The sequence below is a fragment of the Paenibacillus sp. FSL L8-0340 genome (assembly GCF_038593145.1).
Lineage (GTDB): Bacteria > Bacillota > Bacilli > Paenibacillales > Paenibacillaceae > Paenibacillus_AQ.
The window spans coordinates 1941959-1956844 of sequence record NZ_CP151967.1; the positions used below are offsets into that span (position 1 = coordinate 1941959).

The 14886-nt window shown below is 52.3% G+C and carries 12 protein-coding genes; 10 read left to right on the plus strand and 2 right to left on the minus strand.

The window, feature by feature from the left end; genetic code table 11:
* The first annotated feature begins 24 nt into the window (after nt 1-24).
* From NST07_RS08755 to NST07_RS08770, 4 genes are all read left to right on the plus strand, one after another.
* Nucleotides 25-1812, plus strand: a complete 1788-nt coding sequence (locus tag NST07_RS08755) for a sugar-binding domain-containing protein (RefSeq protein ID WP_342481391.1) — start codon at nt 25-27, stop codon at nt 1810-1812.
* A gap of 23 nt (nt 1813-1835) precedes the next feature.
* The gene (locus NST07_RS08760) at nt 1836-3584 is read left to right on the plus strand and encodes a sugar-binding domain-containing protein (RefSeq protein WP_341091150.1); all 1749 of its coding nucleotides are present in this window, start codon (nt 1836-1838) and stop codon (nt 3582-3584) included.
* Between the two features lie 37 nt (nt 3585-3621).
* Nucleotides 3622-5019 (plus strand): family 43 glycosylhydrolase, encoded by a 1398-nt coding sequence (locus NST07_RS08765; protein ID WP_342481392.1) that lies wholly within the window; start codon nt 3622-3624, stop codon nt 5017-5019.
* Nucleotides 5020-5100: 81 nt separating this feature from the next.
* On the plus strand, nt 5101-6048 hold the full coding sequence (locus tag NST07_RS08770) for an ArsR family transcriptional regulator (RefSeq protein WP_342481393.1): 948 nt from the start codon (nt 5101-5103) through the stop codon (nt 6046-6048).
* A 296-nt stretch (nt 6049-6344) separates the two neighbouring features.
* On the opposite strand, the gene NST07_RS08775 is transcribed toward NST07_RS08770, so the two are convergent.
* Nucleotides 6345-7385, minus strand: coding sequence for a fucose 4-O-acetylase (locus NST07_RS08775; RefSeq protein ID WP_342481394.1), 1041 nt, complete (start codon nt 7383-7385; stop codon nt 6345-6347).
* A gap of 191 nt (nt 7386-7576) precedes the next feature.
* Here NST07_RS08775 and NST07_RS08780 point away from each other — a divergent pair, with 191 nt between their 5' ends.
* The 4 genes from NST07_RS08780 to mgrA all read left to right on the plus strand — a co-directional run bounded on the left by NST07_RS08780 (nt 7577) and on the right by mgrA (nt 11030).
* Nucleotides 7577-8317: an alpha/beta fold hydrolase gene (locus tag NST07_RS08780; protein WP_342481395.1), complete on the plus strand. Its 741-nt coding sequence runs from the start codon at nt 7577-7579 to the stop codon at nt 8315-8317.
* A gap of 44 nt (nt 8318-8361) precedes the next feature.
* Nucleotides 8362-9126, plus strand: a complete 765-nt coding sequence (locus tag NST07_RS08785) for an HAD-IA family hydrolase (protein ID WP_342481396.1) — start codon at nt 8362-8364, stop codon at nt 9124-9126.
* 34 nt (nt 9127-9160) lie between these two features.
* On the plus strand, nt 9161-9898 hold the full coding sequence (locus NST07_RS08790) for an NAD-dependent protein deacylase (protein ID WP_342481397.1): 738 nt from the start codon (nt 9161-9163) through the stop codon (nt 9896-9898).
* Between the two features lie 127 nt (nt 9899-10025).
* Entirely contained in the window at nt 10026-11030 is a 1005-nt protein-coding gene (mgrA, locus tag NST07_RS08795; protein WP_342481398.1) for an L-glyceraldehyde 3-phosphate reductase, read from the plus strand.
* Nucleotides 11031-11614: 584 nt separating this feature from the next.
* Here the strand turns inward: mgrA and NST07_RS08800 are convergent.
* On the minus strand, nt 11615-12481 hold the full coding sequence (locus NST07_RS08800; protein WP_342481399.1) for an AraC family transcriptional regulator: 867 nt from the start codon (nt 12479-12481) through the stop codon (nt 11615-11617).
* 222 nt (nt 12482-12703) lie between these two features.
* Here NST07_RS08800 and NST07_RS08805 point away from each other — a divergent pair, with 222 nt between their 5' ends.
* Together NST07_RS08805 and galE are read left to right on the plus strand one after the other, a co-directional pair.
* Nucleotides 12704-13882 carry a galactokinase gene (locus NST07_RS08805; protein WP_341091161.1) on the plus strand — a complete coding sequence of 393 codons (1179 nt, stop codon included), beginning with the start codon at nt 12704-12706 and terminating at the stop codon, nt 13880-13882.
* 1 nt (nt 13883) lies between these two features.
* Nucleotides 13884-14873, plus strand: a complete 990-nt coding sequence (gene galE, locus NST07_RS08810; protein ID WP_342481400.1) for a UDP-glucose 4-epimerase GalE — start codon at nt 13884-13886, stop codon at nt 14871-14873.
* The last annotated feature ends 13 nt before the right edge of the window (nt 14874-14886 follow it).

The window sequence follows — 14886 nt, forward strand, 5'->3', positions numbered from 1 at the left end:
TAATAAACAGGAGTGAAGTACACCATGTTGACAGAGGCAAGCAATACACAAGTTCCGCGTCCGGAGTATCCAAGGCCCGAGTTTCTCCGCAAAGAGTGGCTGAGCTTGAACGGAGAATGGGATTTTGGTTTTGATGATGAACGGGTTGGTGAGGATGAACGATGGTACCTGGCCGATGCTCCCGCTTTATTTACAGAAACCATCCAAGTGCCCTTTGCGTTTCAGAGCAAGCTGAGCGGCATTGAAGATCCCTCTTTTCATGATGTGGTGTGGTATAGAAGAAGCTTTGAGGTCCCGGAGGCTTGGGAAGGCAAGCGGCTTGTCCTTCATTTCGGTGCAGTGGATTATTTGGCAAAGGTCTGGGTAAACGGGCAACTGGTGGCGTCACATGCAGGCGGTCATACGACGTTTCAGGCAGATATCACACCGTCGCTGATTAAAGGAAGCAACACCATTGTGCTGCGGGCGGAAGACTTCAGCCGGGATGTAACCTTGCCGCGGGGCAAGCAATACTGGCTGGAACAGTCCGCTGCCATCTTCTATACCCGCACGACCGGAATCTGGCAGAGTGTCTGGATCGAGCCGTTGGCAGCGGTACATCTGAGCAAAACTAGGCTGACGCCTGACATTGACCGCAATGAAATCCGCATCCGGACGTTCCTCCAGGGGTTTAAGGCTGCAGATGAGCTTAAACTTCGCATAACGGTATCGTATAGCGGTGAAGTGGTTGCGGAAGATCAATACGCGATCAGGAATGCCGAGCAGCAACGGACCCTCGGACTGGGTGATTTTACGGATCATGGTCTTGGACGCCTATGGAGCCCCGAGCATCCGAATTTGTATGACATTCAATTCGAGCTGCTTCGGAATGGCGAGGTAGTCGATGAGGCTGTGAGTTATTTCGGCATGCGCAAGGTATCTATTGAGGACGGCAGGCTGTGCCTGAATAACCGCCCGTATTTCCAGAGACTGGTGCTGGACCAGGGATACTTCCCGGAGGGAATTCTAACCGCGCCTACGGACGAAGCCTTGAAGCGTGATGTAGAACTGGCGAAGGAAATGGGATTTAACGGAGTAAGAAAACACCAGAAGACAGAAGATCCCCGTTTCCTGTACTGGTGCGACAAGCTTGGCCTGCTCGTCTGGAGTGAAGCAGCCAATGCCTATGAATATTCTGAAGAGTATGTCCGGCGGTACACCAGCGAATGGCAGGAGATCATTGAGCGGGACTATAATCATCCAAGCATCGTGGCCTGGGTTCCGCTGAATGAGAGCTGGGGAGTTCCCAATGTCCAGATTGATACACGCCAGCAGCAGCATGGACTGGCAATGTATCATTTAACAAAATCTTTGGATGAGATGAGACCCGTTATCTATAACGATGGCTGGGAGCATATGACTACGGATCTGGTAACCATTCACGACTATGAGAGTCGCCAGGAAGTGCTGGAAGAAAGATATGCCACGGCAGAATCCGCCGTGAATGCGATGCCGGCGAACCGCAAGATATTTGTCGGTGGAGCTTCCTATCAAGGCCAGCCGATTCTCGTATCGGAGTTTGGCGGGATTGCCTTCAAGAAAAGCGACTGGGAGGGCTGGGGTTATTCGGGAGCAGAGAATGAGGAGGACTTCCTGATTAAGCTTAAGGCAGTGGTGGACCCGATGTTCACTTCACCGGTGATTCAAGGCTACTGCTATACCCAGCTGACAGATGTCGAACAGGAAATCAATGGGTTGCTCACTTATGACAGAACACCCAAAGCGCCGCTTGAAGCCATTCGCAATATTATGATGTTTATCCATAATAAATAATATTTCACAAAAGGAGCTACACAATGGCACATCTACCAACGATTCCTCGTCCTGAATATCCCCGTCCCGGCTTTGTCCGGCCCGAGTGGATCAATCTCAACGGTCAATGGCAATTTGAAATTGATCATGGCAAAAGCGGAAAAGAACGCGGTTACCATGACAAAGAACATGATCTCTCGGGAATGATAACGGTTCCCTTCTGTCCGGAAAGCAAGCTGTCCGGCGTAGAATATACAGATTTTATGGCAGCCGTATGGTATAAACGGGAGTTTGCCTTGCCGGTGAACTGGACCAATGGCAGAACACTGCTGCATTTTGGTGCAGTTGATTACATGGCGGAGGTATGGGTTAACGGAGTCTCCGTAGGCACGCACCGCGGCGGGTACACTCCGTTCAGCTTTGATATTACCTCCAATCTGTTGCCAGGCGGAAATGTCATTTCCGTCTATGCTGAAGACGATGTCCGTTCCGGGCACCAGCCGCGGGGCAAACAAAGTGAAAGGTTCCACTCGCATGGCTGCGACTACACACGTACCACGGGGATCTGGCAGACAGTTTGGCTTGAGCAGGTTCCCGACGCTTATTTGTCGGACATGAAGGTTGTCCCCGATCCCGATAATGCTAGCGTGCATCTCGAAGTCAAGGTGCACGGAGATGTATCGGGAGGCACACTTACCGCTTCTGCTCTGTATGACGGCAGATCCGTCGGGGAGACCATTGTCCTTGTCTCCGGACACTCCGTAAAACTCACCCTTCCGCTCTCGGAGGTTCACTTGTGGGAGGTTGGCAATGCCAGACTGTATGACTTGAAGCTGTCCCTGCATACACAGGGCCGGGAGAGTGATACGGTCGATTCTTATTTTGGCCTCAGAACCGTATTGCTGGATGGAATGAAATTCCTGATCAACGGAAAATCGGTGTTTCAGCGTCTTGTGCTGGATCAGGGGTTTTATCCGGAGGGGATCTATACCGCTCCAAGCGATGAGGCTCTGCGCAAAGACATCGAAATCTCCATGGGACTGGGTTTCAATGGTGCGAGACTTCATGAGAAGATTTTCGAGCCGCGTTTTCTGTATTGGGCTGACCAATTAGGGTATCTGGTATGGGGAGAGCATGCGAATTGGGGGCTGAATATCACTGGAGCGGAGAGCTTGGCCCAATTTCTTCCGGAATGGCTTGAGGGCATGCAGCGGGATTACAATCATCCTGCGCTGATCGGCTGGTGTCCTTTTAACGAGACCTGGGACAGAGACGGCACCAAGCAAAATAACGATGTGCTGCGGATTGTATACGAGGTTACGAAACGAATGGACCCGACGCGCCCTGTAATTGATACAAGCGGCAATTTCCATGTGGTGACCGATATTTTTGATCTGCATGATTATGATCAGAACCCGCAGACCTTCCGGGAAAGATATGAACCGATGAAGGATGGCGGAGAAGTGTTCAATACCTTCCCGGACCGGCAAACGTATGAAGGCCAGCCTTATTTCATCAGCGAGTACGGCGGAATTTGGTGGAATCCGCAGCAGAAAGACGAGAAGTCCTGGGGTTATGGGGACCGGCCGGTAACTGAAGAAGCGTTTATTGAACGCTACGAGGGACTGACCCAGGTTCTGCTGGATCATCCGATGATGTTCGGCTTCTGCTATACCCAGCTGTATGACGTGGAGCAGGAAGTGAATGGCCTGTATACCTATGACCGGCAGCCGAAATTTGATCCCGAAGTGATTCGCCGCATCAATTCGCGCAAGGCAGCCATCGAAGAGTAGAGCCTTCTAACATCATCCGAAAGGAACGTGAAGGGTTATGAAGGGAAATGTCCGCAATAAGTGGCTGCTGGCTATAGGCGTACTCCTTATTCTTCCAATGGGTCAGGAGACATACGCCGTCCCCGGCCATAACAACTTCTACAACGTAGTCATGCAGGATGGAGCGGACCCGTGGGTTTATAAGCATACAGACGGGTTCTACTATTTCACCAAAACAACCGGCGGCAATGTTACCCTCTGGAAGTCCGCCCAGCTGACTACGATAGATGCTGCTCCCACTAAGGTTGTGAATACAGGCGGCAGCGGCATATGGGCACCTGAGCTGCATTATATTAATGGGGCTTGGTATATCTACTACGCGATGGACGACGGAGACAATGTGAACCACCGGATGTATGTCATGGAGAATACCTCCGCCGATCCGACAACGGGAACCTGGCAGTTTAAAGGCCAGATCACAGATGCGGCTGACAAATGGGCTATAGACGGCACTGTGCTGCAAGTGAATGGCGGGCTGTATTTTATCTGGTCGGGCTGGGAGGGCGAGGTCAATGTGCGGCAAAATCTCTACATTGCCCATATGAGCAATCCGTGGACGATTGATTCCGGCCGCGTAGAGATTTCAAGACCCACCCATAGCTGGGAAACCAACCATTCCCCGCATGTAAATGAAGGACCGCAGGTAATCGAGCGCGGGGGTGTCATCAGCCTGGTCTTTTCGGCAAGCGGAAGCTGGACCAATGATTACTGTCTGGGGCTGATCACAGCAGACACATCCAGTGATCTAATGAATCCCGCATCATGGGTTAAACGCAGCCAGCCTATATTCAGTTCAGGGAACGGGCTTTACGGGCCGGGGCATCATTCGTTTACTACGTCTGCTGACGGCACGGAGGACTGGATCATCTACCATGTCGCCAAATACAGGGGAGCCGGATGGACCCGCGAGGTTCGCACGCAGCCCTTCAGCTGGAATGCCGACCAGACGCCTAATCTCGGCGTTCCCGCAGATCCTGATCTCCCGATTGCTTTGCCATCCGGCGAAGCCCCTCATTTCCGTTACGAAGGGGAAGAGGGGGCGTTTGGTGGAGAGGCTTATGCCTCAGCCAGTCCCAAAGGCTCAGGAGGACTTAAGGCGGGTCATCTGGATACTGCGGAGAGCTACGTGGAATTTTCAGTTCAGGCGGCAGCTGCAGGTGAATATATTCTTTTAGCCAGGACAGCGAATGGAACGGCTGGCGGGAATTGGTCCAATCTTCAGCTTAGTGTCAATTCAGGACCCTCCAGCCCGTTTTACATCACCAATAAAGGCTGGGAGAACTGGGGGCTGTCGACAGCCCGGGTTCAATTGAAGGCAGGACAGAACAAGATCCGGTTTGCGAAAGGCGAAGGATACGGAGAGATTGATTTCATTGATATCAAACCTGTGAATTAGGGGATAGGTCATTTCAATTGTTTTTCAGTTCATTAAGAAGTAAGATAAATATAATGATTAGGAAATAAGGAGAGCTGAATTGTGCTGGAACTTAGCTTAAACGACCCGGACAAACTGGTCACGGTGACCCATGCCTTATCCACCCGTTCCAGGGTTGATATACTTCGGCTCTTAAACTCTAAAAACTTAAATATTATCGAAATAGCCGAGAAGCTGAAGCTTCCGGTTTCGACGGTAGCGAGCAATATCAAAGTATTGGAAGCGGCAGAGCTAATTCATACCGAACTAGTTCCCGCCTCCCGCGGGGCGATGAAAGTCTGCAGCAGGAATTACGATGATCTCCACATTGCCTTAAATCTGAAAGAGCCGATGTCCACGGGAGTAACCCATGTTTATGAAGTAGAGATGCCGATCGGCCATTACAGCGATTGTGAGGTTTCTCCTACATGCGGGATGGCGAATAGTGAGGGCCTTATTATTAAGGATGATGAACCGTCGAGCTTTTATCACCCCAAACATGTCAACGCACAGCTGATCTGGCTCCGCAAAGGATTCCTGGAATATTTGCTGCCTATGGATATCCCCTCTGGAGCGCGGATTGAATCGCTTGAGCTGTCTATGGAGATGTGTTCCGAAGCTCCAAATTATGATCAGAACTGGCCTTCAAACATATCCGTATGGGTGAATGGTTCGGAGATCGGCATGTGGACCAGTCCCGGTGATTTCGGTGACCGGCGCGGCAAACTGAATCCGAATTGGTGGTGGGATGGATCCACACAATACGGGTTTCTCAAGACCTGGCGTGTTGACCATGAAAAGACGACGCTCGATATGGAGAAGGTGTCAGGTGTTACCTTAAATGATCTTCTGATTCACCGGAGTCCCAAATTGCGGCTGCGTATTGGAATCAACCCCGATGCTGTTCATCAGGGCGGGCTGAACCTGTTTGGCCGTCAATTCGGAGATTACGAGCAGCATATTATAATGCGGGTGAAATATACAATGGAGCAGGATGTAGCAAACCTGTAGCCTAACTACTCTCCACCATAAAGGAGGTGTCTCAAAAGCCGTGAATGAATTGGCTTTTAAGACACCTCCTTTTATTGAAATATGAAATTTATATGCTTCACGCTACAAACTATCCTTCTATTTTTCGCTGAAACGGGTACCGTCCTTTTGAGGACGGCGAAGCCGTTTCCACTTGTTGCGAAAGATCTAGGAAAGAGCTTGAGTGTAAGCTCCGCGAATGTTTACTATTCAACAAGGGAAATAACAGCTGTGCGTATCTTTAGAAGGCGGAGCTTGCTGCCTTTATAGCGCTAGAGTCAGGGTGTACGGCGCAGGGCGGTCCGCTGCAGGGTGATCATCCAGTCGACAGAAGGCTCAACAATCGGGTGAAGCAGACGTTTTACCCCGGGCTGGGCCAGCAGCACAGTAGAGAGGATTGCGCAGAGCAGCAGAACAACTGTCCCGGCGGCGTTGCCAATATAGGCATACACTCCGGAAATGGCGGCCAAACGCACGATAAAGCCATGCAGCAGGAAGACATAGAGTGTGCGGCGGCCCCAGTCGGTCATACGGCTAACCTGGTAAGGCACCCAGCCTAGGAAAGCTAGGGAAGCGGTGATTTGCAGAGCGTAGACGGCCAGCCGGTACAGGCCTGCATACCATTCGCCTGCCTCAAGCTGCATATAAGTCATGCTCCCGTACAGCCAGCCCATTGGAAACCCGGAGCCCAGTACTGCCAGGAGGGCAATAATCAGGACGGAGAATGCGGCTGCGGCAATTTTGACATACTTCTGAAACCATTTGGCAAAGGTACTGAATGAAAAATGATAGCCGATTACGAAGAAGGGTAAATATACGAAGGTGCGGCTGATGCTGAACCAGACCCCGTCAAGCTGCAAATATCCGACGGCCACACCCGCCGCTACGGCGAAGGCGATTTGTGCCGCTCGGGACCATTTGCTCATCCCCAGCATCAGGAGACGCCAGCAGGCGTGACTGGCCAGGAACCATAGAAGCAGATAAGGGGCAAAGAAGGAATGATGGATATTGGATACATGGAAGAGGGAAACGTCCAGTGCTGAGTATAGGCTTTGGAAAATAAGATATTGCAATGCGATCTGCAGCAGCACCTTGCGGCCTGCGGACCCGGTGAGGCTCTTTCTGGCGAAATAGCCGGTTACCAGCACGAAGAGCGGCATATGAAAGCTGAAGATCCACATATAAAGACTATGCATTCCATCCATGCGGCTAATTAAAGGTTCAATGGCGTTGCCTACAAATACGGTAACAATAAGCATGAAACGCAGGTTAAGGAAAAAAGTTTCTCCGCGCGTTTCCAGCGTGTTTTCCCTGGTCATGGCCTTACCTCCAAATTATGCACTGTGGAAATTACTTTAATTTTAAAATACAAGATTTTCGAAGAATAAATTGTGAAATACATCACAAAGGCGAGCGGTCACAAGACTCAATTGTGGCGATGTGTTGAAGGTTGTTTGATTTACCTGATTCCTCTATAATTTTTGTATGCAGTACCCGGGAGTGAACACTATTGAAAAAAAGAATCACCAGACGCAGCATCCTCATAGCACTGCTTTTGTTTTTAATTGTGGCGGGGTTGCTCTTGTGGAAATACTTAACCCCCTATGTTCCGGCAGAAAAGGCCGAGTCTGCGCTAGTGTCCGCCGGAGGTGTGGCTGTGGAGCAGAACGACAACTGGATCTCTTTCGAGCCCACGGTCATTCTGGGGACGGCAGTAATTTTTTACCCCGGTGCACTGGTGGAAGCGGAGGCTTATGCTCCGCTGGCCAAACGGATTGCCGCTGCCGGGCATCCATTCTATATAGCCCGGATGCCGCTGAATCTCGCGGTCATCAAGGGCGATGCCGCAGATGAAATCATCCGTGTGCATCCCAAGCAGTCTTTTGTGCTCGGTGGTCATTCGCTGGGTGGTGTGATGGCGTCCCGTTATGCGTCAGAGCATCCGGATCAGCTGAAGGGTGTCTTTTTTCTAGCTTCCTATCCAGATGAGAAAGGCAGTCTGAAGGACACTACATTGTCCGTATTATCTCTGCTCGGTACGGAGGATGAGGTTGTTGACAGGGACAAATACAACGAGGGACGTTCCTATCTGCCGGGCAATACGGTATATTTCTCGATTCTGGGCGGAAATCATGCCCAGTTTGGAAGTTACGGGCCACAAAAAGGTGACGGTATAGCAACGATTACCGAGGATGATCAGCAGGCCCGCACAGCAAGAACGATGCTGGACTGGATGGGAAATCTGCGGTAGCGGGCTAGACATCATGGCTATAGATAGATGAGAGGAGACGTATGATGCCACTGCTGCATGTAAAGGATCTCTCCGTGCCTTGCCAAGGCATTTTGTTTGACAAGGATGGAACCCTGCTCGACCTGCTCGCCACTTGGGGTAGCTGGGCGGAGGAAGTGCTGCTAGGTCTCGGTAATGAGCTTGCCCTTACCGGTACCGGATCGCATGTTGATCTGTCCAAGGTGCTTGGCACATCTCATAATGCTGAAGGTAAGGTAATAGGCTATGATCCCGCCGGACCTCTCTCTATGGCAACTACGGAAGAGAGTTATGGCATTCTCGCATGGCAGCTGTACACTGCCGGAGTTCCCTGGAATGAGGCGCTGGTCCGTGTGAAGGCCATTGCCAAGGATGCCATGAATGGAATGCACGGACGCCGCATAATCGAGCCGTTGCCGGACCTGCTGCCGTTCTTGCAGCAATGTGCCGATGCTTCCTTGCAGCTGGGTGTGGTTACATCCGATGGTGACAAGACCACAGGTGAGCAACTGGACTTACTTGGAATAACAGGTTACTTCCATACTATTATCACGAGGGACCGGGTATCCAGCGGCAAGCCGGATCCAGAGATGGCCGAAACCGCTTGCCGGGAACTTGGCCTGCTGCCGGAGCAGACTGTTATTATCGGTGACAGCAATGCGGATATGCAGCTTGGCAAAGGTGCGGGCTTGCGTCTATCGGTCGGCATCTCTCCTGCCGGAGCGGCTGGACATCTGCAGGATGCCGACATCGTCGTTTCCGGCTTTCATGAGCTCCGCATTACCTGTTAACAAATAACTCGTAGAAAGGGTGCGTGTGCAGACTATGGATCCATTGCAAACTTTGGCTTCCTGGATCAAGGACAGCGGAAACATCGTTTTTTTCGGAGGAGCCGGAACATCCACAGAGAGCGGTATTCCGGACTTCCGCTCAGCGGCGGGTTTATACCAGACTGAGCATAACTCGCCTTATCCGCCCGAGGTGATGCTGAGCCGCAGTTTTTTTATGTCCTCGCCGGACATTTTTTTTGATTTCTACCGCAGCAAGATGATTCACCCGGAGGCAGAGCCAAACGGTGCCCATTTATTGCTGGCAGAGCTGGAGCGGCAAGGCAAACTGAAAGCGGTCATTACGCAAAATATTGACGGGCTGCACCAGCTGGCCGGCAGCCGTGTGGTGCTGGAGCTGCATGGTTCTATCCACCGCAATCATTGCATGGGCTGCAACCGTTATTACGGTCTGGAGCAGGTGATTCAGTCCGCTGAACGGGCGCCCCTCTGCCCGGAATGCGGCGGCATCATTAAGCCGGATGTTGTACTCTATGAGGAGCAGCTGGACCATGATGTGCTCGTGGGTGCGGTCGCAGCGATTGCGGCTGCGGATTTGCTTATTATCGGCGGCACTTCGCTGACCGTTCAGCCTGCAGCCAGCCTCGTCACCTACTTCCGGGGGCGGCATACGGTGCTGCTGAACCGTGATCCGACACCGTATGACCATAGGGCGGATCTGATTATTACCGACCGGATCGGGAAAGTGATGGGAGCCGTTCAGGAACAGCTCTGAAATCTTATAAAACTCGCATTCTGTGCGTATCACTGCAGGTGATTTCAGATTACAAGATTACAACGGCCGCCAGTGGTTTAAAATAGGGTAATGTGACAACTGAGGATATGAGAGGCAGGGATAAGCAATGGTATATGTGGCTAGCGATGAACGGTATGAAGTTATGCAATACAACCGCTCTGGCAGATCGGGACTGAAGCTTCCGGCGATATCACTGGGACTCTGGCATAACTTTGGCGGGATCGACACTTATGAGAATGGCCGGGAGATGATTACCCGTTCGTTTGATCTCGGCATTACCCATTTTGATCTGGCCAATAATTATGGTCCGCCCGCAGGCTCGGCAGAAGAGCTGTTCGGCAAGGTGCTCGCCCGTGACCTTTCCCCCTACCGTGATGAGATGGTGATTTCAACAAAAGCGGGATATTATATGTGGCCAGGACCCTATGGGGAATGGGGTTCGCGCAAATATATGCTGTCCAGTCTGGATCAGAGCCTGAAACGGCTGGGTCTGGACTATGTCGATATTTTCTATTCTCACCGTCCGGACCCGGATACACCGCTGGAAGAAACGATGGGCGCGCTGGATTATGCCGTGCGGTCAGGCAAAGCGCTATATATCGGACTATCCAACTACACGGCTGAGCAGACCGTGGAGGCGATTAGCATTCTGAAAGGTCTCGGCACTCCGCTCCTGATTCATCAGCCGAGGTATTCGATGCTGGACCGCTGGATCGAAGGTGGACTGCAGGATGTGCTGGAAGAGAACGGCATCGGCAGTATTGCGTTTACTCCGCTGGCCCAGGGCCTGCTGACGAATAAATATTTGAATGGCATCCCTGAGGATTCAAGAGCGGCCGGTCCATCAACCGCGCTGAACGAAAGCCGGATTACACCGGAGGTGCAGCGCAAGATCCGGGCCCTTAACCAGATGGCTGTCGCGCGCGGCCAAAGTCTGGCCCAGTTTGCGCTTCTCTGGACACTTCGCGGCGGCAGAGTGACCTCCGCACTGATTGGCGCAAGCCGGGTGAGTCAGATCGAAGAGAACATCGCCGCGTTGTCCCATGCGGACTTTACCCAGGAGGAGCTGGATCGGATCGAGACCATCCTCAAAACAGAGAGTGATGTGTAAGCTTCGCATCCACTACATGTATGGCCTCCATATGCATCCCGTTTAGGGGCCTATTGCTGCACAGCCCGCTTCCTGACCGGAAGACGGGCTGTTGCTGTAGTTGGACAATTAGGAATAGGGCATAACCTGGGAAAGGGATAGGACATAACCTAGGGAATAGAGGGGGATGAAGTGGGGGGTGAATCGGACTGTGGGGACGTTATTTCAGGGAGAAACATCCAAAATTTACACAAACGGACCGTATAGCCGTTATTTTATCTGAAAAGTGGCAGAACACGCGCAATATTGGAAAATAACGCCTCTGAGGTCCAAATTTGTGTAAAAGACAGGTGGATCAGCGTAATAGTGGCTATGGAGTCGGTTTGCAGCATGTTATCTCCGGAGGGATAAGGGGTTAACTAATCAGCTTGATACCGTGTGGCAGCGCATCGCACAATACGGTGAGAGGGTTCAGCGCGTGCCACGGCAAGGTGCACAGAATTCAGCAGGTGCCGGTGGACTGAGATCAACGCGGCTAGCGCGAGCCGCAGTGTCTTATTGGGTTCAGGATGGTGTACAGAATTCTGGCCCCAATACAACAGATCTCAAGGCTGCTGCTTCTCCCCGGGTCTGGACGTTGAGATGCGGTAAGCGGTTGGGGACTGGGCACAGAAGCGTTTGAACTGGCGGGAGAAATACAAGGCATCCGTCAGTCCAACGGATGCTGCAACCTGCTCTACGGATAATTCTGGACGTTCCCGCAGCAGCTGGCGCGATTTCTCGATGCGCAGCTTAAGCAGATAGGTCACCGGCGAGAGACCGGTCTCCTGCTTGAAGATCCGCGACAGGTAAGCGCGGTTATAGCCGAGGCTGCCGCACATTTGCTCAATCGAGACCGGGTGAGCATATTGGGAAGCCATATAGTGGATCATCTGCTTCACGGTGCGCTTGACCTGTGATTCCGCCCCCGACAGCCTGGAGGAGGAGATATGCCGCTCAGCGGCTTCTCCGACGATCAGATACAGATAGCCGAGTGAAGTCAGGTGGGCGCTCTCCTTATTGGCGTAAAACGCCTGCATCATCCCGGCCATCGCGGCGGGGATGACACTGCCTTCGGCGGTGGAGAGCACCGGCTTCTGCGGCGTGAAGCCGGTCTGGAGCACAAGCGCGTCGGCTTCCGCGCCGGTGAAAGCGGCCCAGCGGTAGCGCCAGGGCTGCTTCTCGTCCGAGAGATAGCTGACCAGCTGGCCGGGATGGATCAGGAAGCAGTCGCCTTGTCCCAGCTCATATTTGCGCTGCTCGGTGCGGAAGGTCCCGGAGCCGGATTCAATGAAGTGAAGCAGGTAATAGTCATAGATTTTGGGACCGGCCTGGTGCAGCGGCAAGGTCTGGCTTTCGCCGGCAAACAGTACATGCAGATTTTGCTTATCATAATAGACGGGATTTGACCCTACGGAATAAGTATGTTCCACGAAGAAGCTTCCTTTCTGGAGTTAACGCTGTCACCGCTTTGGGAACGGGTAATCGCTGGAAATGCCCGTCCTCCGATTATAACACGGAAGTCACATTTATCCATGCATTGCACACATGATTGCATTATCAGGGCAAGTCTGATTTTATTATAATATAACCATGAAGACAGCAAGACTGATTCCAAGTTGAAGCAAGAGCAGCGAAAGGATGGAGTGGCACTAATGAGCATACAGGAACTTAACAGCAAATTTATTGAGAAGTATGGGGAGAGCACCGAAGAGGCACGCGTCTTCTACGCACCGGGCCGTGTCAATCTTATTGGAGAGCATCTGGATTACAATGGAGGTTATGTACTGCCGGCAGCGCTGGAGTTCGGAACTACACTGATTGTACGCCCGCGCAGCGACGGCAAGGTTCAATTCGCATCGACGAATCTTCCTTACGAAGCGTCCATGGACTACAGCGAAATCGGCAAGGCCAAAACAGGGGAATGGATCGATTATCCGGTTGGCGTCATGGTGGAATTGGCAAAGAAAGATCTTCCGGTTTCCGGCGGCTATGATCTCTTGTTTCACGGTGATATTCCGAACGGTTCGGGCCTTTCTTCCTCCGCTTCCATTGAGGTGGTTACCGGCTTCGCGTTCCTGACACTGCTGGGCGGGGATACGGATACAGTAGAAATTGCGCTGCTGTCCCAGCGTGCGGAGAACCAGTATGTCGGCGTAAACTCCGGAATTATGGACCAGTTTGCCGTAGCCAACGGCAAGCGTGATCACGCGATTCTGCTGATGTGCGATACGCTGGAGTATAACCTGATTCCATTTGTGACCGGAGCCTACAAGCTGGTGATCAGCAACACGAACAAGAAGAGAGGTCTCGTGGATTCCAAATACAATGAACGCCGCAGCCAGTGTGACGAAGCATTGTCCATTTTGAAGCAGGAGGTTCCTTCCCTGTCTTACCTTGCAGAGCTGAAACCTCAGCAATTCGAAATCCATCAGCACAAAATTACAGATGAAACCGTCAGACGCCGCGCCCGCCATGTAGTGGAAGAGAACCAGCGTGTGCTTGACTCGGTTGAAGTACTGAAGAACAATGACCTGAAGCAGTTTGGTCAATATATGAATGACTCCCATGTCTCGCTTCGCGATCTGTATGAAGTAAGCTGCGAGGAGCTGGACATTATGGTTGAAGAAGCGCAGCGGATTCCCGGAACCCTTGGCTCTCGGATGACCGGTGCGGGATTCGGCGGCTGTACGGTATCACTGGTGCATGAGGATGATGTCGAACGCTTTATCCGTGAAGTTGGTGAAGCCTATACGACCAGATCCGGTCTAGTCGGCGAGTTCTACGTATGCGGTATCGGTAATGGTGTGGAAGAATTGAAAGGAGTGAAGTAAGATGGCGATTTTGGTAACAGGTGGAGCGGGGTATATCGGTTCTCATACAGTAGCTGAGCTGCTGGAGCGGAGCGAGGAAGTTGTGGTGATCGACAATCTGCTGACAGGCCACCGTGAGGCGCTGCTGGGCGGCAAGCTGTATGAAGGTGACCTGCGGGACAAGGCGCTGCTGGCCAAGCTGTTTTCGGAGAACAAGATTGAAGCGGTGATCCATTTTGCCGCAAGCTCGCTGGTGGGCGAGAGCATGAAGGACCCGGTCAAATACTATGACAACAACGTATATGGTACACAATGTCTGCTGGAAGCGATGCAGCATGCAGGTGTGGACAAAATCGTCTTCTCCTCCACGGCCGCAACCTACGGCGAACCGGAAAAGGTGCCGATCGAGGAAACCGACCGCACAGAGCCGGCGAATGTGTACGGTGAAACCAAACTGACCATGGAACGCATGATGGCCTGGTTTGACAAGGTGCTCGGCATCAAATACGTGGCATTGCGCTACTTCAATGCTGCAGGGGCGCATGCCAGCGGCAAGATTGGCGAAGACCACCGTCCGGAGAGCCATCTGCTTCCGCTGGTGCTGCAAACCGCGCTGAAGCAGCGGGAGAGCATTGCTGTCTTCGGCGAAGACTATCCGACCGAAGACGGAACCTGCGTCCGCGACTATATCCATGTCAGCGATTTGGCTGACGCCCACGTCCGGGCGGTCAACTATCTGCGCAGCGGCAGTGCAAGCAATATCTTCAACCTTGGCAACGGCCTCGGCTTCTCGGTCAAACAAGTGATCGAAACTGCCAAGAAGGTGACCGGGCTGGACATTCCGGTTGTCATTCAAGAGCGCCGTGCCGGCGATCCCGCTGTGCTGGTAGCTTCTTCTGACAAAGCCCGCTCCATTCTCGGCTGGACTCCGCAGCATGCGGACCTTGAGGATATTATTCAGAGCGCCTGGAACTGGCATTCAGCGAATCCGCAAGGATACGGAGAAGAATAACTCCTGGCTGTCC

Excerpts from the sequence above, each read along its gene's own strand:
- NST07_RS08775 (WP_342481394.1), bottom strand. The coding sequence starts at position 7,385 with ATGACCAGGGAAAACACGCTGGAAACGCGCGGAGAAACTTTTTTCCTT.
- NST07_RS08765 (WP_342481392.1), top strand. The coding sequence starts at position 3,622 with ATGAAGGGAAATGTCCGCAATAAGTGGCTGCTGGCTATAGGCGTACTC.
- NST07_RS08805 (WP_341091161.1), top strand. The coding sequence starts at position 12,704 with ATGAGCATACAGGAACTTAACAGCAAATTTATTGAGAAGTATGGGGAG.
- NST07_RS08785 (WP_342481396.1), top strand. The coding sequence starts at position 8,362 with ATGCCACTGCTGCATGTAAAGGATCTCTCCGTGCCTTGCCAAGGCATT.
- NST07_RS08755 (WP_342481391.1), top strand. The coding sequence starts at position 25 with ATGTTGACAGAGGCAAGCAATACACAAGTTCCGCGTCCGGAGTATCCA.
- NST07_RS08760 (WP_341091150.1), top strand. The coding sequence starts at position 1,836 with ATGGCACATCTACCAACGATTCCTCGTCCTGAATATCCCCGTCCCGGC.
- mgrA (WP_342481398.1), top strand. The coding sequence starts at position 10,026 with ATGGTATATGTGGCTAGCGATGAACGGTATGAAGTTATGCAATACAAC.
- NST07_RS08790 (WP_342481397.1), top strand. The coding sequence starts at position 9,161 with ATGGATCCATTGCAAACTTTGGCTTCCTGGATCAAGGACAGCGGAAAC.
- galE (WP_342481400.1), top strand. The coding sequence starts at position 13,884 with ATGGCGATTTTGGTAACAGGTGGAGCGGGGTATATCGGTTCTCATACA.